Source organism: Acinetobacter lwoffii, assembly GCF_019048525.1.
In the GTDB taxonomy this organism is placed as follows: Bacteria; Pseudomonadota; Gammaproteobacteria; order Pseudomonadales; family Moraxellaceae; genus Acinetobacter; species Acinetobacter lwoffii_K.
Genome location: NZ_CP077370.1, coordinates 99,965 through 121,296, shown reverse-complemented (window position 1 = coordinate 121,296; position 21,332 = coordinate 99,965). Strand labels below are relative to the sequence as shown.

The window sequence follows — 21,332 nt, the reverse complement described above, 5'->3', positions numbered from 1 at the left end:
GTGTTATTCACCAATTAAAATGTCTATATTCTCACCAATAAAAATGTCTGGTTTATGATGGTTTTCACCATCATGGACTGGATATGAAATATAGATGCTGATCACTATGTCTGACAAAGAAATTCAACGTCTTGCTGTTCTGCAAGACGTTCGAGATCATCGTATTACACAAGTCCGTGCTGCTGAAATCCTTAATCTTTCAACCCGTCAAATTACCCGGTTATTACAGAAGCTCAATCAAGATGGTGTTTCAGGTATGGCGCATGCCAGTCGTGGTCAACCTGGCCATCGTCGCCATGATGATTTATTAAAATCAAAATGTCTTTCCATTATTTCTGAACATCTGCTGGGATTTGGACCTACCTTGGCCCATGAGAAGCTCAGCAGCATGTTTGACCTGAATATCCCGGTAGAAACGCTTCGGCGCTGGATGACTGCAAATGACCTCTGGATTCCACGATCCAAGCGCCTTAAACGTCCATATCAGCCACGTTATAACCGGGATTGCTTCGGTGAGCTAATCCAGATTGACGGCTCATATCATGACTGGTTCGAAGGACGCGCTGCTAAGTGCTGCTTGCTGGTTTATATCGATGATGCCACTGGAAAGCTGTTGCATCTGCACTTCTGTGAGGCGGAAACGACCTTCGACTATATGCTTTCAACCCGAGCCTATATTGAACAATACGGTAAGTCTCTGGCCTTTTATAGCGATAAACATTCGGTCTTCCGAGTGAACCAGAAATCGAGCCAGGACAGCAAAATCACGCAATTTGGCCGGATTCTGAATGAGTTAAAGATTGATATTATCTTTGCCAACTCACCACAGGCTAAAGGTCGCGTAGAACGCGCGAATAGAACCCTTCAAGACCGTTTGATCAAGGAGATGCGTCTGGAAGGCATCAGTTCAATTGCCAAAGCCAATGCCTGGCTACCCTGCTTTATTGAGCAGTTCAACCAGAAGTTTGCCAAGTGTGCGCGAAATTCCAAGAACTTGCATCGCCCTTTAACAGAGTCTGATGTTGAACTAGATGATATTTTTACCTGGCAGGAACCGCGTAAGGTCACCAAGAATCTGACCCTGACGTATGACAAATATATTTATCTGCTTGAACCGACAGAGCTGAATCATAAGCTTGTTGGGCAATACATTTCATTTCTGGAGTACCCGGATGGCACTGTGGCGATCATGCATGATGGCCGAAAGATCAATTACAGCCTCTTCGATAAATTAAGTCAGCTGAATCAGCGAGAGATTGTTGAGAATAAACGGTTGGGTGCTGTTCTGAATCATATCCAACAACAGCATGAAGAACTGGAACAACAAAACAAACGCAATCGTTCTCAAAAGATGCCAAGAAGACGTGCACAGAAAACAACAATTCAACAACGAAATCTAAATCTTGTGCTTGACTTGGAAATGTCCATATAGGACATTTCTATTTGGTTAGTAGGTAGGACATTTCTATTTGGGAATAACATAAAAATGGGAGCTATAAGCTCCCATTTTTAATCTTTAATTCGCTTTTTCGCTTCGTCATAAACTATGCTATCAGCTCGTTTTCCGACGGTAATGAGCAGGATAACTACCTGATCATCTTTAACTTGATAGACAAGTCGGACACCAGCTTTTAATAATTTGATTTTATAGCAACCTGCAAGAGCGCCTCTAAGCATGTTCTTTGGAATATGTGACTGCTCTATGATCTTTAGCTAGTTTCTTTTTAAATTGATCTCGTATAGCAACAGGGAGTTTTTCCCATTCTGCTGTAAAGTCCTTGTGACGTAAAAGCTTATAAGTCATCTAATGTGACTTCCTCAAACATCTCTTTAGGATCGTTAATGCGCTTACGGACAAGAGCTAATAATTCTTCATCTTCTTCCGAAAGCAAAGCTTTTTTGACGGGCAGTTTCCCAGTCGTAGCAACATACTCAAGAATACTAGTGAAGAAATCCGTAGGTGCAATACCTTGCTCTTTCAGGATTGAATAAGATTTTTCTTTAAGGGCTTCATCGACCCTGAAGTTAACAGTAGCCATCATATTTCCCAAGTGTTTAATGTACTAGGAATATTGTAATGCAAATTGCATTACAAGTCGTGTTATTCACCAATTAAAATGTCTATGCGATAAACCATTTAAAATGTCCTGTTTTTAACCACAAGAGTCAAGCACAGGATTTAACTTTCTTTGTTCAATAACAGCTTTCTGAGCTTTACGACTCGGCATACTTTTCTTGAGACGGGAACGTTTATTCTGTTTTTCCAACTCTTCATGCTGTTGCTGAATATGTGCCAGAACTGTACCTAACCGTTTATTCTCAACGATCTCATTCTGCTGTAGCCCAGCTAATTTATTGAAAATGCTGTAGTTGAGCTTTCGTCCCTCGTGCATGAGGGCCACAGTCCCATCCGGGTACTCCAGAAATGAAATATATTGCCCAACAAGCTTATGATTCAGCTCTATCGGTTCAAGCAGATAAATACATTTGTCATAGGTCAGGGTCAGATTCTTGGTGACCTTACGCGGTTCCTGCCAGGTAAAAATATCATCCAGTTCAAGATGAGATTCGGTTAATGGCCGATGTAAATTCTTTGAGTTTCGCGCACACTTGGCAAACTTCTGATTGAAATGCTCAATAAAGCAGGGCAGCCAGGCATTTGCCTCGGCAATTGAACAGATACCTTCTAGGCGCATTTCCTTGATCAGGCGATCCTGGAGTGTTCTATTGGCACGTTCTACGCGGCCTTTGGCCTGGGGTGAGTTGGCGAAGATAATATCAATATTTAACTCATTCAGAATCCGCCCAAATTGCGTGATCTGGCTATCTTGGCTCGATTTCTGATTCACTCGGAATACCGAGTGTTTATCGCTATAAAACGCTAAAGGCTTGCCGTATTGCTCAATGTAGGCTCGGGTTGAAAGCATATAATCAAAGGTCGTTTCAGCCTCACAAAAGCGCAGATGCAACAGCTTTCCAGTGGCGTCATCGATATAAACCAGCAAGCAGCATTTGGAAGCTCGACCTTCAAACCAGTCATGATATGAGCCATCGATCTGGATCAGCTCACCGAAGCAATCACGGTTGTATCGAGGCTGATATGGACGTTTCAGGCGCTTGGATCGAGGAATCCAGAGGTCATTTGCAGTCATCCAGCGACGAACCGTTTCTACCGGGATATGCAGGCCAAACATGCTGCTGAGCTTCTCATGAGCCAATGTAGGACCAAAGCCAAGTAAATGTTCAGAAATAATGGAAAGACATTCTGATTTTAACAGGACGTCATGGCGACGATGACCCGGTTGACCACGACTGGCATGTGCCATACCTGAGACACCATCTTGATTGAGCTTCTGCAATAACCGGGTAATTTGACGGGTGGAAAGATTCAGGATTTCAGCAGCACGGACCTGGGTAATACGATGATCTCTAACGTCTTGCAGAACTGCAAGACGTTGAATTTCTTTATCAGACATAGTGATCAGCATCTATATTTTATATCCAGTCCATGGTGATAAAAACCATCATAAACCAGACATTTTTATTGGTGAGAATATAGACACTTTAAATGGGTTCTAACAAGTCGACTTCGCATAACAACCCTTATGTTAAATGGAGATTTATTTCAAACATTATTCAACTAAAATATGCCTAAAAAATTAGATATTTTTCAAACTTTGGTTTGAAAAATCCATTTAAAATTAATTAAGCTGTTGTAATTTTTCATATAAATAATCAATAAATAATCTAACTCTCTTAAGTTGACAAAAATAACTAATGATGCGAAAAGGTTTTTTTAGTTAACAGATGTTCACACATGCCTAGAATTGTTTCTGTACCACTTAGTTTAGAACAGCGAGAACGACTCATTTTTCTGGTCAAGCATGCAAAACATTGGCGTGAAAGGCAACGTGCCCAAACTATTCTCTGGCTTTCCGAAGGTAAAAGTGTTGCGGAAGTTGCCACTCTACAAGAACGTATCCCAGAAACCATAAGGCTACAACGCCGACGTTGGGAATTGTATGAGTTTGAATCGATTAAAGAAGGTCATCGCTCAGGTCGACCCAATACATTGATCTCAGACTATCAGGCGAAAATCCTAGATTGGGTCAATACAAGTCCACTCAATGCAGAACAAATCCGAGTCAAACTACATGAAGAATACGAAGTGTCCGTGTCTGTTGAAACCATTCGTAAGTTTTTACGTGATTCAGGTATGGTCTTCAAGCGTACCCGTCATAGCTTGAAAAAAAAGAGATCCGATTGCATTTGAACAAGCAACACAGCAGATTGAAGAATTACGAGAGCAAGCGGCACGTGGTGAAATTATATTAGGTTATGTTGATGAAACAGGATTTTCATCTACACCTGATAACCGCTATGCGTGGACAAAGATAGGTGATGTTCATGCGGTTGATGCAATAAGATTAAAACGAGTTAATGTCATGGGGTGTTTGCTTTCAACGGGGAAACTGGTGACAAGCTGTTTACAAGAGTCAGTGAAAAGCACTTGGTTTTATGCCTATTTAACTGGAATAGCTCAACAAGTAAAACAGATGTATAACCTTCCATTGGTTCTTATTGTTGATAATGCCTCGATTCATAGAAGTAAAAAGATGGCTGATTACAGAGAGCTACTTAAAACTAACTTTTCGACGAATCTGTATTTTATTCCAGCTTATAGCCCTGAGTTAAATCGAATCGAGATGGTATGGAAGCAGATGAAATATTATTGGCGAGATTTTCAAGTCATGACAGCTGACAAAATAGAGCAATGGGTGGAGAAAGTATCAAACCAATTCGGAAAAGAATACATGTTTACTTTTTAATGACAACTTAGGTATATAATTTTTTTTGTAATAGACAGCATGGATTTTTTGCTCATGAATTTTTATTTCATCTTCAAATAAAGCAATTAATTTACCTTCGTTTATATCCTTTAAAATTAAAAATTCAGAGAGACAAGCGATTCCTACGCCTTGTAAAGCAAGTTGACGAACACTTTCGCCATTAGAAGCTGTAATAGATGGTGAAGTTTTATATAGTTGATCATTTATATAAATTGGCCAATTATTTAAATGCAAAGGATGGCTAAATCCTAATAATCTATGTTGATTTAACTCAATAATAGATTTTGGTAAGTTATTTTTTTTGAGATATTCAGCGCTAGCAACGATATACAAACGACTTTTATATAATAATTTTGCATAGAGACTTGAATCTTCTAGATCACCAAATCGTATAGCAACATCTATTTTATGCTCTAATAAATCAATTACATGATCATGACTAGTTAGTTCAATACTGATCTTTGGATATCGTTCTATAAACTCTGGTATTAATGGAATAATTACATGCAATACAAACGGTGTTGCTGAATCTATTTTAATTAAGCCTGTAGGTTCAGTACCTGGATTAATTAACAACTCTTCAGCTTCATTCAAATCAGAAAGTAATTTTCTTGCTCTTTCTAAAAAAATTTTTCCATCATAGGTAAGGTTAAGGCTACGGGTTGTACGTTCGATTAATTTAACATTTAATTTTTTTTCGAGGCGTTGTAATGTGCGACTGATAGCAGATGTTGTTTGATTTAATTGTTCTGCTGTTTTCACTATAGAGCCACAATCAGCGATCGTAACAAATACTAAAAGTTCATCAAATGTAGATTTCATATCTAAGTAAATCATTAGGGTGTGTTGACACTTTTAGCTTAAAAAATAGCGAAGTAGTAAAATCAAATCGCCAAACCCAATTTTACTATTCGCTATGCCTCGTACCATGCTGACAGATCAACACTGGCAAAAGTTGAAAGTTATTCTGCGTAATTTATCCATTCACCACAACTCAAATTTACGCAATTTTATTGAAGCTATTCTCTATAGAATTAGAACAGGCTGTCCGTGGCGAGATATTCCTTGCTGTTTTGGTCATTCAAACTCTATTTTCAAACGTTTTAATCGTTGGTCAAGCAGCGGTAAGTTACTTAGATTATTCAAATTAATAGCCTCATGCCCCGATATGGAGTGGATTTTTATTGATGGCTCTCATGTACGTGCTCATCAACATTCTGCCGGCATAGCGAATCAATCTATTTCTAAAAGTGTAGGAGGAAACTCCTCAAAAATACATTTGATTGTTGATGCACATGGCAATCCTATTGATTTCATGATTACCGATGGAACCACACATGATGTTAAAGTTGCACCTGATTTAATATCAACATTAGATTTAAAAGAGACAAAAGTGGTATGTGCAGATAAAGGCTATGATTCAGAACCACTGCGTGAACAGATCAGGAAAACAGGGACTAAAGCGAATATACCAAAGAAAACAAATAGCCAATCGAACAATGATCATATGGACTGGTATTTATATAAAATCAGGCATTTAGTTGAAAATATGTTTTGTAGATTAAAGCAATTTAGAGGAATAGCTACTCGATATGACAAGCTCAAAAGAAATTATCAAAGTTCTGTTGCTTTAGCCTGTATATTTTTATGGCTACCTTTATAGGGTTAATTATGAACAGTAAATGTCAACAGACCCTAATAAAAAATAATTTTTAATTATATATCAATTTTAATTATTAACAATTAATCAATAATGTTTTGTTAATAATTGCATTTATGTTGATGGATCTTAAATTTATATTGTACTTCTCTATTTAATTTGGGATGAAGATGAATAATATTTTAATTATCAATGGTGCTAAAACTTTTGCCCATTCTAATGGTGAATTGAATGATACCTTGACAATTTTAGCAGAAGAAGTATTAACCGAATTAGGTCATAAAGTTAAAGTTACGCGTGCTGATAGTGCTTTTGATCCAAAAGAGGAGGTAAAAAAATATCTTTGGGCTGATGCTATTATTTATCAAATGCCAGGCTGGTGGATGGGTGCACCATGGACAGTAAAAAAATATATTGATGATGTATTTACTGAAGGTCATGGTCATATATACGCAAATGATGGTCGTTCACGTTCGGATACTTCTAAAAAATATGGTTCGGGAGGTTTAATGCATGGCAAAAAATTTATGCTGTCATTAACTTGGAATGCACCTGCTGAAGCATTCACTGATCCAAAACAATTTTTTGAGGGGAGAGGTGTAGATGGGGTTTATTTGCCTTTTCGAAAAGCCAATGAGTTTCTTGGTATGCAAAGCATGTCAACATTTATTGCTCATGACGTCATCAAAGCACCAAACGTACCACAAATAAAAGATGACTATCGCCAACATTTGATCCGTAATTTTCCTGCATCAGTGATATAGAGGTAAATGATGTTAACAATTATTGCTGAAATTAAAATAGAACCCGGTTCAGAGCATCTGCAACATGTAATCAATTCATTCAAGGAGATCACACCAACAGTGCTTGAAGAAGATGGTTGTTTTGGTTACGAATTACTTATTAATCATGAGAGTCATGCGTCTTATCAGGCGCCATTGAAAAATACAGTCGTTATGTTGGAAAAATGGAAAAGTATCAAGCATTTAGATTCCCACCTTGCAACCGTACATATGCAAGAACATCACTTTAAGATAAAAGATGATGTTCTTGGTGTTGATATCCGAATTTTAGAGAATGGATTTTAATCAAATTATTATATTCATTTATGAGTTTCTCTAAAATTAACATAATACACGTTATACGAATCTAAAAATGGGAGCCTTTAGCTCCCATTTTTACTATATTTTTTAAAGTCTTAGGCGTGTTGTACTTTGAGTTTTAAGCCTAAAGCATTCACTACACGATTAATCGTATCAAAACGTGGTGCTGAATCATGACGTAGGGCTTTGTAGAGTGCCTCACGCCCAATTCCTGCTTCTTTAGCGATTTGAGTCATGCCACGAGCTTTAGCAATAACACCAAGAGCATGAGCTAATTCAGCTGGATCATTCTCTTCAAGAACCATGTTGAGATACATCACAATATCTTCTTCAGTTTTGAGTGACTCAGCCATATCAAAACTTGGTAAATCAGCGACTCTAACCATTTTAATCCTCCAATGTTTTCGATAGTTTGACTGCACGATCGATGTCTTGTTGCTGAGTTGATTTATCTCCTCCACCAAGCATTACAATCACTACGTCACCATGTTGAATGTAATACATCCTCCACCCAGAACCGAAGAATTCTCTCATTTCCCAAACGCCATCTTGGAGAGGTTTGATGTCTCCCCCAATTTCCACGTTGAACCTTATCCAATCCACGATTCAAGCGAATACGAGTCATATTGTCTTTAATGCCATCCAACCATTCATCAAATTCTGGAAGACGTATAATTTCAAGCATGAGGATTCCTTATCTTCTCACTATATTGTATTTGATCGAATACAATATGCAATTAATCTATACGAACATCCATTATGTTAGAACCCATTTAAAGTGTCTATGCGATAAACCATTTAAAATCTCCTGTTTTTAACTGCAAGAGTCAAGCACAGGATTTAAATTTCTTTGTTCAATAACAGCTTTCTGAGCTTTACGACTCGGCATACTTTTCTTGGCCCGGGAACGTTTATTTTTTTTTCCAATTCTTCATGTTGCTGTTGAATATGCGCCAGAATCGAGCCTAATTTTTTATTCTCAACCACTTCATTCTGCTGTAGTCCAGCCAGTTTATTGAAGACGCTATAGTTGATCTTCCGTCCTTCATGCATGATCGCCACAGTGCCATCCGGGTACTCCAGAAATGAAATGTATTGCTCAACAAGCTTATGATTTAGCTCTGTCGGTTCAAGCAGATAAATACACTTGTCATACGTGATGGTGAGGTTCTTCGTGACCTTACGCGGTTCCTGCCAGGTGAATATATCCTCCAGCTCAGCATCAGATTCAGTTAGAGGACGATGTAAGTTCTTTGAATTTCGCGCACACTTGGCAAACTTCTGGTTGAACTGCTCAATAAAGCAGGGTAGCCAGGCATTGGCTTTGGCAATTGAACTGATGCCTTCCAGACGCATCTCCTTGATCAAACGGTCTTGAAGGGTTCTATTCGCGCGTTCTACGCGACCTTTAGCCTGTGGTGAGTTGGCAAAGATAATATCAATCTTTAACTCATTCAGAATCCGGCCAAATTGCGTGATTTTGCTGTCCTGGCTCGATTTCTGGTTCACTCGGAAGACCGAATGTTTATCGCTATAAAAGGCCAGAGGCTTACCGTATTGTTCAATGTAGGCTCGGGTTGAAAGCATATAGTCGAAGGTCGTTTCCGCCTCACAGAAGCGCAGATGCAACAGCTTTCCAGTGGCATCATCGATATAAACCAGCAAGCAGCACTTAGCAGCGCGTCCTTCGAACCAGTCATGATATGAGCCATCGATCTGGATCAGCTCACCGAAGCAATCCCGGTTATAACGTGGCTGATATGGACGTTTAAGGCGCTTGGATCGTGGAATCCAGAGGTCATTTGCAGTCATCCAGCGCCGAAGCGTTTCTACCGGGATATTCAGGTCAAACATGCTGCTGAGCTTCTCATGGGCCAAGGCAGGTCCAAATCCCAGCAGATGTTCAGAAATAATGGAAAGAAATTTTGATTTTAATAAATCGTCATGGCGATGATGGCCCGGTTGACCACGACTGGCATGCGACATACTTGAAACACCATCTTGATTGAGCTTCTGTAATAACCGGGTAATTTGACGGGTTGAAAGATTAAGGATTTCAGCAGCACGGACTTGTGTAATACGATGATCTCGAACGTCTTGCAGAACTGCAAGACGTTGAATTTCTTTGTCAGACATAGTGATCAGCATCTATATTTCATATCCAGTCCATGATGGTGAAAACCATCATAAACCAGACATTTTTATTGGTGAGAATATAGACACTTTAAATGGGTTCTAACACTGATTTCGTATAATATTGATTATGTTAAGCGAAGTATACCAAACAATAACTTCATATATCCCTTACACTTACCTGATTTCAATAAGTTAAAGTACTATCCTTTATTTAGATAAATATGATATGTTGAATTAAATTTTAATTCATAAACTTCATCATGTTTGAACTAAAAACAATTCGATTGACAAAAAAAGGTTCAACTAAAAAACAACTAATATTATTGTTTCACCTCAACTCGTACTGTCCCTGTCTATACCCATTATTGTTCTCAATGAAAGTTTTACGCTTTCAAAGGGCTTTGTTGCACAAAGATTTGAAATGCAAAGCGCCCCTAATTGAGCCAAATTTAAGACGTAACTTGGGTAAGTGGTCGACCTGATTCCGTAAATCTGTTGAGGACTGCTACACGTGCATGAATTTCATTCACTTGGCTATCAAAACTCCTTGCGCTGAGTTTATCTCCTAATAATTTAATGCAGTGCATCTTAGTTTCAACCAACTTCGCCGATGATAGCCTGACCATTTTTTCCATAATGTCCTGCCTAAACGTTTAACTGTTCGAAGTAATTCATTTCGTTCTAGCGAGCTACTCTTTGTATCTTTCCATGGTTTCGCATTTTTTCTAGGTGGAATCACCGCATGCGCTTGCCGATCTGCAATGACCTGACGGCATTGCTTGGTGTCATAAGCTCCATCGGTATAAACAGAGTCAATCTGCTCATCTTGTGGAATCTGATTAAGTAAATCACCAAGCACCTGTGAATCACTGACATTATTGGTTGTAAGCTGAACTGCTCGTATTTGTAGGGTTTTAGCATCTATACCAATATGAAGTTTACGCCATTGGCGACGATATTCAGGTCCATGTTTCTTGCGTTTCCATTCGCCCTCACCTAGAAACTTCATGCCTGTAGAGTCCATGAGTAGATGCAGCCCATCTCTACTTTTTTGGTAGCTGATTACAATATCAATATGCTTTTGTCTTCTACAAAGCGTACTGTACGAATATCACTGATATTCGGGGCTGCTCAGCCGCAAAGTTTAATCAGACTTTGCACAAAGCCAGTAACCATACGTAAAGACAGACGGAATAAGGATTTAATCATTAAGCCGCATTGGATGGCTGCGTCGGAGTAGGTTTGATTTCGCCCTTGTTTGCCTTTTGATGGCGCATACCATTGCGTAGCAGGATCAAACCAAATGGCAATATTTCCGCGACTCATGAGTGCTCGGTTATATGCGGGCCAATTGGTTGTGCGGTAGATTTTGTGTGTAGGCTTCTTCATTTGAAAATTATATCGCTGAAAAAGCCTTTACAGATAGGTTTGTGCAACAAAGCCCTTAGTTGAAAAAACTTTTAGATTTCATGCTCACACACCACCTAAAACAAAAAATATCTGATTGATTTTACAGGCTTTTAATTTAAGGTTTTATTCTACCCACTCGCAATATCAACGTTTAGTATCACGACTCACTAACTCATTAACTAAATATGGAGCAGTACGGCTATCTTGATTTTCTGTTATTTGTTTTGGTGTTCCTGCCACAACAATATTCCCACCAGCATTTCCAGCACCTGGTCCCACATCAATCACCCAATCTGCTTGTGCAACGGCACGCATATCATGCTCAATCATAACCACGGTATTACCCGCATCGACTAATCGCTGCAATTGAACTAACAATCGATCTACATCTGATGGATGCAAACCTGTAGTTGGCTCATCAAGTATATACAGTGTATTTCCACGCTGATTGCGTTGCAGCTCGGTCGCCAATTTAATACGTTGCGCTTCTCCACCAGATAGTTCAGTCGCTGGTTGCCCTAAACGTAAATAACCAAGGCCAATTTCCTTTAATAATTGTAGTGAACGAGCAATCGAGACCTCTCCATCAAAAAAATCACGTGCTTCATTGACGGTCATTCCTAATACTTCAGCAATATTACGTCCATTCCAGCGAATTTTCAGAGTGTTATCATTATATCGAGCACCATGACATGTCGGACAAGGGGCATATACACTTGGCATAAACAATAACTCTACACTGACAAAGCCTTCACCTTCACAAGTTTCACATCGCCCTTTAGCCACATTAAACGAAAAACGTCCAGCATCATAATGAGCTTGGCGAGCTTCAGGAGTCCCAGCAAATAACTTTCTAACATGATCAAATAAACCCGTATAAGTTGCCAGATTAGAACGTGGAGTACGGCCAATTGGTTTTTGATCAACCTGTACCAGACGCTGTATAGCCTCCACATCACCAGCCAGAGAACCCAGTGTAACCTCGGTAACCAACATTCCTTCATTTAAAGGATTATTTTCATTATTGTTTTCAGTTTCAGATTCATTGCCTAAATATGAAAGTACTAACTCGGGTAAAGCTTGAGAAACGAGACTAGATTTACCTGAACCTGAAATACCTGTAACTGCTGTAAGTACACCAAGAGGTATACGAGCATCAATATTATGCAGGTTATGTCGGTAAATATTGTTAAGTTCAAGCCAACCAGAGGGTGTACGTCCATAACTTTGAGTAACTGGGATTTTATTAAATAAATAACTTGCAGTACGTGAAGCTGAAATCTCACTTAAACCCTGAGGTACTCCACTATATAAAATATTACCACCTTGCTCTCCTGCATCTGGTCCAACATCCACTAACCATTGAGCACGACGCATGAGCTCTAAATCATGCTCTACAACAAATACGGAGTTTCCAGCGTCTCTTAATTTATCGAGAGAATCATATAATGACTGACTATCTGAAGGATGTAATCCAGCAGACGGTTCATCCAGTACATAAACTACACCAAATAGCATAGAACTTAATTGTGTTGCTAAACGCAAACGTTGTAACTCTCCCGCTGAAAGAGTCGGTGTGGCTCTATCTAATGTTAGATAACCAAGACCTAACTGGCGTAATTGATTTAAACGCCCCACCACACCATTTGCTAAACGCTGGGCAGCAATTTTCTTTTCATCTGAAAGTGCTGACGTACGTCTTACATCTGGAGATACAGAATGCACTGCTCTACCTGTTGTTGCTCGTTCAGATCTATCAAGTTGGGTTACTTTATTATTAGTCTTTTCTCCAGCATCATGAGCGTCGAAATTGCCAAGAACAATGGGCTCAAGCAGGCAAGTTAACTTATCCAAAGAAAGTTGCATAAACTCACCAATATCTACTCCAGCAAAGGTAATAGATAAGGCTTCTGGTTTAAGGCGTTTACCATGACAGGAAGGGCATATTTTTCCTTCCATAAAACGTGAAACACGTTTTTTCATCAACGTGCTTTGCGTATTAGCAAAAGTATGAAGGACATAGCGACGAGCACCAGTGAAAGTGCCCATATAGCTGGGTTCTAGTTTACGTTTAAGTGCAGATTGAGTCTCAGCGGGGCTTAAACCAGCATAGACAGGAACTGTTGGGGTTTCTTCAGTAAATAAAATCCAGTCTCTATCCGATTGCGGTAAATCTTTCCATGGTCGATCAACATCATACCCTAGGGTTACTAGGATATCGCGTAAGTTTTGCCCGTGCCAAGCAGGTGGCCATGATGCGATAGCTCTCTCACGAATACTGAGTGTTGGGTCAGGAACCATTGTCGATTCTGTAACTTCATAAATGTGACCTAAACCATGACAGGTAGGACAAGCACCTTGAGGAGTGTTCGGTGAAAAGTCCTCGGCATATAACATTGGCTGATCGGCAGGATATGCACCAGCACGCGAATAAATCATTCGCACGAGACTTGATAAAGTTGTTACACTTCCAACAGAAGAACGGGTATTACTTGCACCACGTTGTTGTTGCAATGCTACTGCTGGTGGTAGACCATCAATAGCATCAACATCTGGTACTCCGGCCTGATCTATTAAGCGTCTTGCATAAGGTGCAACAGATTCGAAATATCTTCTTTGTGCTTCAGCAAAAATAGTTCCAAAAGCAAGTGATGATTTTCCTGAACCCGATACACCTGAGAAAACAACAAGTGCATTTCTTGGGATAGAAACATCTACATCCTTAAGGTTATGCTCACGTGCACCTCGAACTTCAATACAATTATTAGATAAAGTAATGTTATTGTGTTCACCAAAAGAATGTATTTTCATGTTTCTACGAGCCTGTAAATTATTTTGTGTGAGTCTCATTTTTTATAAATGATCTTTTAATCGATCATCGAACTGAATCGTAAACCAATTCATTGCTAAACGCCAATTTTGAATTGGCATGGTCCATTTTTTAGCAGCATTTGAAGTTGCTAAATAAATGACCCTTTTCACTGAATCATCAGAAGAGAACCGTACCGGGTTTGTCGGAGAGTCAATATTCTGAGATGAGAAGCATTGCTTCGCAAGACGTAGCGAAGCGTAGTGTCCCGATGACAAAATTAAAATATACCCCTGAAATCAGAGAAAGAGCGGTTCAATTATTGATTGAATCTGAAAAAGATTATCCTTCTACTTGGGCTGCAATCACAGCAATTGCGCCTAAGATTGGTTGTACTCCTGAAACACTTCGTGCCTGGCATCAAAAGCATTTAGATCAGCAAAATCCTATTAAAGTACAACAGATATCTGATCAAGAAAAAATGAAGCAAATGGAACGTGAAATTAAAGAATTAAAGCGTGCCAATGAAATTCTACGTAAAGCAGCCGCTTTTCTCGCCCAGGCGGAGCTCGACCGCCCACACAAATAATGGTGGATTTCATCCATAACAATAAAGACTTATATGGTGTTGATGCGATTTGTAGGATTTTACCGATCGCAGCTTCAACCTATTACCGGACTCTAGATCTCTGCGAAAATCCAGAACATCGAGCAAAGCGAGATTTACATGACTTGCATCATGCTGAGGAGATTAAACGAATTTGGAAGGAAAGTTCAGGTCGGTATGGTGTACGTAAAGTCTGGCAAAAACTGAAACGTGAAGGCTATATTATTGCACGCTGTACTGTTGCTCGATTGATGCAAAAGCTAGGTATACAAGGTGTTTGGCGTGGTAAGAATAAACAAACCACCCGTAACCGAGATGACCAAAAACGGGCAGATGATTTAGTGAAACGTAATTTTAATGCTGATCATCCAAACCAACTATGGGTGGGTGACTTTACCTATATTCAAACTCATTCAGGCTGGGTATATACCGCATTTGTTATTGATGTGTTCTCACGAGCAATAGTTGGATGGAAAGTATCTACACGAATGAATACAGATATGGTGCTCGATGCATTGGAGCAATGCATTGCACGATCGAGGCATGCCAAAGAATGTGATTCATCATTCCGACAGAGGTGTGCAATATCTTTCCATTCGCTATACCAATCGTTTAGAAGCAGCAAATTTACGAGCATCAGTCGGTACGACTGGTGATTCATACGATAATGCTTTGGCTGAAACGGTGAATGGCTTATACAAAACAGAGGTGATTGAATATCTAAAAGCAGATTGGCAAGGTTTAGCAGATGTACAACTTGCAACACTAAACTGGGTAGATTGGTTCAATAAAAAGCGTGTACACAGTGCACTGGGTTGTATCACCTTTTGAGTTTGAAGCAATGTACTATGACAAGATTAACCCGTTAGGTCAGGTGGCCTAACTTAAATAAAAAAGTCTCCGACAAACCCGGTACGGTTCAGTTTAAGTCGTAAAATTGAAGTTAGATGTTTTTGCATAGATCCAAGTGTTAAATCATCATTGCGATTCTTGCGTACCACACCCTAGGCACGTGAAAAAGTAGAAAGCTTATATTTGTACGTGTTACGTCAAAAAGCAAAACAGAAACCGTAGCCCCAGGCAACACCCCTCTCATCATAAAATTATACCAGTCAGTAAAATACCTTTAGATTAAGCATATGTATGTTGGTTATTATTGTTGATTATCACAATAAATTAGTGACCAAAAATCAAATTACCCCACCCTACATTAAATTACACCACACAAAATAAAAACTCTATATAACTGTTATATATAGAGTTTACTAACATACCAATTATGTTATTTAGTGTATCTTATGTTGGTGACTCTTGCCAAGGTTGGGGTTTTACTACAATGGATGGGGTGAATATTGGCTTTAGGGTATACTGGTCTCCTCAACAGCAATCACAGGTCAACTATTAATTGCCTTTGAATACAGTGCTGAAGCGATCCGTAAAGGTTTAGAGCTTTCCTCTTACCTACTTCCGTTAAAAGGTGACCCATTAAGAAAAAACTTTCCTACACAACAAATGGGATTACCAAGTCATATATATGATGCATCACCCTATGGTTGGGTGTGCTCCAGAATTTTGGTGGTTATTCAGTCCATCATTACCTACATTCCAACTCTCTAGTTTTCCAACTAGCCCAGGTTATAATAATGACCACCCAAAATACGATTGATCTATTATGAACACCTCCAATGACCCTTTACACGGCAAAAAACTTGCTGACATTTTGGATGAATTATTGGATTACTACGGTGGCTTTGAAGGTTTAAGTCGTAAAATTGAAGTTAGATGTTTTTGCATAGATCCAAGTGTTAAATCATCATTGCGATTCTTGCGTACCACACCATGGGCACGTGAAAAAGTAGAAAGCTTATATTTGTACGTCTTACGCCAAAAGGCCAAACAGAAACCGTAACCTCAGGCAACACCCCTCTCATCATAAAATTATACCAGTCAGTAAAATACCCTTAGATTAAGCATATGTATGTTGGTTATTATTGTTGATTATCACAATAAATTAGTGACCAAAAATCAAAGTATCCGACCCCACCTTAAATTACGTCACACAAAATAAAAACTCTATATAACTGTTATATATAGAGTTTATTAACGTACCAATTATGTTATTTAGTGTATTTTATGTCGGTGACTCTTGCCAAGGTTGGTTTTTTTCAAAAGGAAGCTTTGTTTACCCAAATTATTCAGATAAAAATCTCTTTTTTCAAAGGAAAGTTGGCAAAGCCTTAGTAATGTGAGTAATTAAATCGCTTACTCTTTCTCTAGCTTGACCAGGCAATCCGATGTAATATCTGCAATGGTTCTTGCACCAGTCAATGTCATTGCCACACGCATTTCTTTCTCAATCAAATCTAGTAAATTACTTACCCCAGAACCGCCGGCAGCACCAAGTGCGTATACAAATGCACGACCAAGCATGCAAATATCTGCACCCATAGCCAACATACGTACCACATCAAGACCGTTACGAATCCCTGAATCTGCTAAAATTTTGATGTCACCTTTGACCGCACTTGCAATTGAAGGAAGCGCACGAGCAGAAGACAAAACACCATCAAGCTGACGACCACCGTGATTGGAGACCACAATTCCATCTGCTCCGAAACGTACCGCATCCTTGGCATCCTCAGGATCTAAAATCCCCTTAATAACCATGGGACCCTCCCAATAATCACGAATCCACTCAAGATCTTTCCAAGAAATTGAAGGGTCAAAGTTATTTCCCAGCCAACCGATATAATCTTCCAGACCTGTCGGCTTACCTAAATATTTCGAAATGTTACCCAAATCATGCGGACGACCCAATAAACCGACATTCCAAGCCCAGTGTGGGTGCATACACGATTGCATATAACGACGTATTGCAGCATTTTTACCACTCATTCCTGAATGTGCATCACGATAACGCGCACCTGGAACAGGCATATCGACTGTGAATACTAAGGTAGAACAGCCTGCGGCTTTAGCACGTTCCAAGGCATTTTTCATAAAACCACGGTCACGTAGTACATACAGTTGAAACCACATCGGACGTTGAATCGCAGGTGCCACTTCTTCAATTGGACAAACTGAAACTGTTGATAAGGTAAATGGAATGCCCTTTTTATCTGCGGCAACCGCGGCTTGAACTTCACCACGACGCGCATACATACCCGTTAGACCTACAGGTGACAATGCCACTGGCAACGCCAAATTTTCACCAAACAATTGCGTTTCTAAGCTCAGCTCAGACATGTCATTTAACACACGTTGACGTAAAGCGATTTTTGATAAATCGTCTACATTACGCTTTAAAGTATATTCCGCATAGGCACCACCATCGATGTATTCAAATAAAAATGGCGGTAAACGACGTTTCGCAGCTTCACGATAGTCATTTGCAGAAGAAATAATCATAACTTATGTCCTATTTAATCGACTCGAACGTTGACGACGAGCTTCTTCTTCATCGATCATACGTACGCGTTGAACAACAAATTCAATATGCCCACAAGCTGCCTTACGTGCAGTCTCTGAGTCTTGACGTTCAATTGCGTCCATCACCTCAAAATGCTGGTCATGCAATTGTTCAAAATGTTGTGGTGTGGTGTAAACTTTACGTCGCCCTAACATCACGTTGTCTTGCAATAAATCAAACAAACTACGCATCATTTGGATCAGCACTAGATTGTGGGATGCTTCTGCAATCGCCAGATGAAAATTCGCATCCGCTATTGCTGCGTGGGCATCATCACCTAAAGCCTGAAAATGGCTAATCTGCTCAAAACATTGACGAATATTGATCAAATCACTGGGTGTGGCACGTTGTGCGGCATACCATGCTGTACCACCTTCAAGCACCATACGAGCTTCTTGTACATCAAAACGATATTCAGGATCCTGATCCATCAAACCGGATAATGGCTCAACGATTTGATACTGTGACCAATGTGCAGGCAACTGCTTTAAATAGGTGCCTGCACCCGCTTTGCTCTGAATAATCCCTGCGGTAATCAGTTGTTGAATCGCCTCACGTAAAGAGCTACGAGACACACCTAACTGTTCACAGAGTTGGCGTTCAGCAGGCAATCGCTCTCCGACTTGCACATTATTTTTTTCAATCAACAGACGTAAACGCTGTACCACTTTGTCGGAGACTTTCATTTTTTTCCTTGACCCGTTTACGGAATCATCCACGGGAAAACATAAGCTTGTAAGGTCACAATAATACCAATCATCACCGTAAAGATAATGCTGTGTTTTACTGTAAATCTAAATAAATCAGATTCTTTACCAACTAAACCCACTGCTGCACAAGCAATCGCGATTGATTGAGGGGAAATCATCTTACCTGTTACTCCACCACTGGTATTGGCAGCAACTAACAAGACTTCAGGCACACCGATTTGCTGTGCTGTAGTTGCTTGTAACGCTGAAAACAATGCGTTAGCTGAAGTATCTGAACCTGTAAGAAACACTCCAACCCAAGAATGGTGAGAAGAAGGTGAAAGCCTGACCCGTATGTGCCAGTGCTAAAGCAAGCGTTGCTGACAGACCTGAATAGTTTGCAATGAACGCAAAAGCCAGTACCATACCAATCGAATAAATTGGGGTTTTTAGTTCATTCACGGTTTCAAAGAATGTCGAAACTGCCTCTTTAGGTTTCATGTTTAAATAAATAATCGTGATCAATGCCGCCAATATAATCGCCGTACCCGTTGCTGATAACCAATCAAACTTATAAATCGCATCATAATCTTTAATTTCAGGCACGACAGGTGGTAGCTTTTGAATCAATTGATGCAAATACGGCACTTTAATTGAAACTACTAAATCACTTAATGGGCCGTCCTTAACAAATAAATCTTTAAAAGGTTTGATGCTCCAGATCGTCACCATTGCTGTAAGTATCAGAAATGGAGACCAGGCTTTGGCTATCTGTGCCACACTATATTGTTTACGAGCTTGCTTGATAATAGTTTCATCTACCTGTATATTTTTATCCTCAAAACGAAAAATATGTTTTGGTTTCCAATACTTAAGTAAGATAGTTAAACTGATTAATGATGCAATTGCAGCAGTGATATCGGGTAACTCAGGCCCAACAAAATTTGATGTTAGATATTGCGCTAAAGAAAAAGATAAGCTGGCAACTAAAATAGCAGGCCAAGTTTCTTTAACCCCACGCCAACCATCCATGATTGCCATGATCCAGATCAATACAATTGGCACCATAAAGGGTAACTGACGACCAACCATTTGACTGATTTCCATGGTGTCAACACCTGAAACCTGCCCAGCGACAATGATCGGAATTCCCATTGCACCAAAAGCAACAGGTGCAGTATTAACTATCAGGCATAGCCCAGCCGCATATAAAGGCTTAAAGCCGAGTCCCACCAACAGTGCCGCAGTAATTGCGACGGGCGCACCAAAACCTGCCGCACCTTCTAAAAACGTACCAAAAGCAAACCCAACTAATAGCATTTGCAGACGTTGATCTTCTGTAATTGACAGAATAGACGAACGAATAACATCAAACTGTCCAGTTTTTACTGAAATCTTATATATAAAAACTGCACCGATAATAATCCATGCAATTGGCCACAGGCCGTAGAAGAATCCATAGACCATTGATGCTAATGCCATTCCAATTGGCATTTTGTATAAAAATAATGAGACCAGAAAGGCTAAAAAAACGGTAATTGTAGCGGCTACACTACCCTTCATGCGAAAAATAGCTAACGCTAAAAAAAAGAAAATAATTGGAACTAGCGCAATAGCACTCGAAATCCAGATATTGCCTATAGGATCATAAATTTGTTGCCACTGTTGAAGCATTGTCTACTCCTTGAAATGCTTAACTACTAGATTGAACAGTTTATTGTACTTAAACACCAAATTGGTATGACCAATTTGGTGTTTAAGAGATAAAATGTGCATTTTGTATTAGCAATATTAGTAATATTAACCCAAAAACACAATATAAAAGATTTAATTTATTTTTTGGTATGACCAATTTTTATAATCTCTTAAAATTTTATACATTAGATTTCTTTCATAATTCACTTTTTACTCAGCTCAAAATTATAGATTCCCACAATTAAATTAAATCTTAATCCTAGTCTTTTGCCAGGGTTGCGATATCGCTCGGCAAGGATTTTGAAGGTTTTCAAAGTTCCAAATACCTGTTCAATTCCAATTCTTCTTTTATTGATTTCTTGGTTATAAAGTTTTAGCTCGAGATCTGGTTTTTAGTGCTTTTTTGCTTTTAATGGCCATAAACTATTTGGATACAATGTATAAATCCCTTGATAGCCTTTATTTGCAAGAGGCTTTGTTGCACAAACCTACCACTGAAAGCTTCTTGGGGAATATAATTTCTAAATGAAGAGGTCTGCACCCAAGATCTATCGTACAACCAGTTGATCTACCTACAATAAAGCCTTGCTCAGTCAAGGAAATATATCAATTTGGTTTGATTCAGCCATCCAATGGTCGCTCGATTGACTCAACAACTGCCGATGCAAAACTTGGATGAAAATGTACTAGCCCAACAACTTCATTCCACCAATCAAGAGCAGTTGATTGCCTATAAAGTGTCTTTATTTGGCTCTGACGTCAGTGTCGTTCAGCATGTGGTAGCAAAAACCCGAGGTGCACCGAAAGATTTAAGCCACCAAGTAGTTGGCTTTAGTACAAAGCAACAAGGTGAGGCTCAGTTATGTGTTAGGTCGTGAGGATATTCAAGTGGTGGTAGCAGAGC

15 protein-coding genes, 10 pseudogenes and 1 other annotated feature are annotated in these 21,332 nt (G+C 39.4%); of the genes and pseudogenes, 11 read left to right on the top strand and 14 right to left on the bottom strand.

What is annotated here, in order from left to right; translation table 11 throughout:
• Positions 1–94: 94 nt before the first annotated feature.
• Complete coding sequence (locus tag I6L24_RS15900) at positions 95–1,432, top strand: ISNCY family transposase (RefSeq protein WP_216986646.1); 1,338 nt, start codon at positions 95–97, stop codon at positions 1,430–1,432.
• Positions 1,433–1,509: 77 nt separating this feature from the next.
• Here I6L24_RS15900 and I6L24_RS15895 read toward each other — a convergent pair.
• From I6L24_RS15895 to I6L24_RS15885, 3 genes and pseudogenes are all read right to left on the bottom strand, one after another.
• Positions 1,510–1,804, bottom strand: a pseudogene (locus I6L24_RS15895) (type II toxin-antitoxin system RelE family toxin).
• Positions 1,794–2,039, bottom strand: a complete 246-nt coding sequence (locus I6L24_RS15890) for a type II toxin-antitoxin system RelB/DinJ family antitoxin (protein ID WP_000246756.1) — start codon at positions 2,037–2,039, stop codon at positions 1,794–1,796. The pseudogene I6L24_RS15895 and the gene I6L24_RS15890 overlap by 11 nt, the downstream one beginning before the upstream one ends.
• A gap of 114 nt (positions 2,040–2,153) precedes the next feature.
• A complete protein-coding gene (locus I6L24_RS15885; protein ID WP_005264215.1) occupies positions 2,154–3,488 on the bottom strand; it encodes an ISNCY-like element ISAba32 family transposase in 1,335 nt (444 codons plus the stop codon).
• 329 nt (positions 3,489–3,817) lie between these two features.
• Here I6L24_RS15885 and I6L24_RS15880 point away from each other — a divergent pair, with 329 nt between their 5' ends.
• Together I6L24_RS15880 and I6L24_RS15875 are read left to right on the top strand one after the other, a co-directional pair.
• Positions 3,818–4,273: a helix-turn-helix domain-containing protein gene (locus tag I6L24_RS15880; RefSeq protein ID WP_004647755.1), complete on the top strand. Its 456-nt coding sequence runs from the start codon at positions 3,818–3,820 to the stop codon at positions 4,271–4,273.
• Positions 4,263–4,829, top strand: coding sequence for an IS630 family transposase (locus I6L24_RS15875; RefSeq protein ID WP_114145970.1), 567 nt, complete (start codon positions 4,263–4,265; stop codon positions 4,827–4,829). Before I6L24_RS15880 ends, I6L24_RS15875 begins: the two co-directional genes overlap by 11 nt.
• Here I6L24_RS15875 and I6L24_RS15870 read toward each other — a convergent pair.
• A complete protein-coding gene (locus tag I6L24_RS15870; RefSeq protein ID WP_216986645.1) occupies positions 4,791–5,672 on the bottom strand; it encodes a LysR family transcriptional regulator in 882 nt (293 codons plus the stop codon). The genes I6L24_RS15875 and I6L24_RS15870 overlap by 39 nt on opposite strands.
• 94 nt (positions 5,673–5,766) lie before the next feature.
• Here I6L24_RS15870 and I6L24_RS15865 point away from each other — a divergent pair.
• The 3 genes and pseudogenes from I6L24_RS15865 to I6L24_RS15855 all read left to right on the top strand — a co-directional run bounded on the left by I6L24_RS15865 (position 5,767) and on the right by I6L24_RS15855 (position 7,598).
• A pseudogene (locus I6L24_RS15865) lies at positions 5,767–6,532 on the top strand (IS5-like element ISAba31 family transposase).
• A gap of 148 nt (positions 6,533–6,680) precedes the next feature.
• Entirely contained in the window at positions 6,681–7,274 is a 594-nt protein-coding gene (locus tag I6L24_RS15860) for an NAD(P)H-dependent oxidoreductase (protein WP_005100727.1), read from the top strand.
• A 9-nt stretch (positions 7,275–7,283) separates the two neighbouring features.
• On the top strand, positions 7,284–7,598 hold the full coding sequence (locus I6L24_RS15855; RefSeq protein WP_004281786.1) for a putative quinol monooxygenase: 315 nt from the start codon (positions 7,284–7,286) through the stop codon (positions 7,596–7,598).
• Between the two features lie 110 nt (positions 7,599–7,708).
• Here I6L24_RS15855 and I6L24_RS15850 read toward each other — a convergent pair whose 3' ends face one another.
• From I6L24_RS15850 to I6L24_RS15825, 6 genes and pseudogenes are all read right to left on the bottom strand, one after another.
• Positions 7,709–7,999 (bottom strand): addiction module antidote protein, encoded by a 291-nt coding sequence (locus tag I6L24_RS15850; RefSeq protein WP_180039173.1) that lies wholly within the window; start codon positions 7,997–7,999, stop codon positions 7,709–7,711.
• Between the two features lies 1 nt (position 8,000).
• Positions 8,001–8,298 (bottom strand): annotated as a pseudogene (locus I6L24_RS15845) (type II toxin-antitoxin system RelE/ParE family toxin).
• Between the two features lie 129 nt (positions 8,299–8,427).
• Positions 8,428–9,761, bottom strand: a pseudogene (locus tag I6L24_RS15840) (ISNCY family transposase).
• Between the two features lie 437 nt (positions 9,762–10,198).
• Positions 10,199–11,138, bottom strand: a pseudogene (locus tag I6L24_RS15835) (IS5 family transposase).
• A 165-nt stretch (positions 11,139–11,303) separates the two neighbouring features.
• Positions 11,304–13,970, bottom strand: coding sequence for an excinuclease ABC subunit UvrA (locus I6L24_RS15830; RefSeq protein WP_216986654.1), 2,667 nt, complete (start codon positions 13,968–13,970; stop codon positions 11,304–11,306).
• Positions 13,971–14,012: 42 nt separating this feature from the next.
• Positions 14,013–14,159 (bottom strand): annotated as a pseudogene (locus I6L24_RS15825) (IS256 family transposase); the annotation flags it as partial.
• 80 nt (positions 14,160–14,239) lie between these two features.
• Here I6L24_RS15825 and I6L24_RS15820 point away from each other — a divergent pair.
• The 4 genes and pseudogenes from I6L24_RS15820 to I6L24_RS15805 all read left to right on the top strand — a co-directional run bounded on the left by I6L24_RS15820 (position 14,240) and on the right by I6L24_RS15805 (position 16,484).
• Positions 14,240–15,458 (top strand): annotated as a pseudogene (locus I6L24_RS15820) (IS3 family transposase).
• Positions 14,515–14,631: a sequence feature (AL1L pseudoknot), on the top strand. Its footprint overlaps the pseudogene before it by 117 nt.
• Positions 15,459–15,499: 41 nt before the next feature.
• Positions 15,500–15,649 (top strand): annotated as a pseudogene (locus tag I6L24_RS15815) (VF530 family DNA-binding protein); the annotation flags it as partial.
• Positions 15,650–15,940: 291 nt separating this feature from the next.
• Positions 15,941–16,132, top strand: a pseudogene (locus tag I6L24_RS15810) (type II toxin-antitoxin system HipA family toxin); the annotation flags it as partial.
• A 115-nt stretch (positions 16,133–16,247) separates the two neighbouring features.
• Positions 16,248–16,484 (top strand): VF530 family protein, encoded by a 237-nt coding sequence (locus tag I6L24_RS15805; protein ID WP_216986644.1) that lies wholly within the window; start codon positions 16,248–16,250, stop codon positions 16,482–16,484.
• A 353-nt stretch (positions 16,485–16,837) separates the two neighbouring features.
• Here I6L24_RS15805 and lldD read toward each other — a convergent pair whose 3' ends face one another.
• The 4 genes and pseudogenes from lldD to I6L24_RS16655 all read right to left on the bottom strand — a co-directional run bounded on the left by lldD (position 16,838) and on the right by I6L24_RS16655 (position 20,784).
• Positions 16,838–17,983, bottom strand: coding sequence for an FMN-dependent L-lactate dehydrogenase LldD (gene lldD, locus I6L24_RS15800; RefSeq protein ID WP_004282143.1), 1,146 nt, complete (start codon positions 17,981–17,983; stop codon positions 16,838–16,840).
• 3 nt (positions 17,984–17,986) lie between these two features.
• A complete protein-coding gene (gene lldR, locus I6L24_RS15795; protein ID WP_004282146.1) occupies positions 17,987–18,730 on the bottom strand; it encodes a transcriptional regulator LldR in 744 nt (247 codons plus the stop codon).
• Positions 18,731–18,747: 17 nt separating this feature from the next.
• Positions 18,748–20,407 (bottom strand): annotated as a pseudogene (gene lldP, locus I6L24_RS15790) (L-lactate permease).
• A 224-nt stretch (positions 20,408–20,631) separates the two neighbouring features.
• A complete protein-coding gene (locus I6L24_RS16655; protein WP_370940781.1) occupies positions 20,632–20,784 on the bottom strand; it encodes a hypothetical protein in 153 nt (50 codons plus the stop codon).
• A 276-nt stretch (positions 20,785–21,060) separates the two neighbouring features.
• Between I6L24_RS16655 and I6L24_RS15785 the strand changes: the two genes are divergently transcribed.
• Positions 21,061–21,306: a hypothetical protein gene (locus tag I6L24_RS15785; RefSeq protein WP_216986643.1), complete on the top strand. Its 246-nt coding sequence runs from the start codon at positions 21,061–21,063 to the stop codon at positions 21,304–21,306.
• Positions 21,307–21,332: the final 26 nt, after the last annotated feature.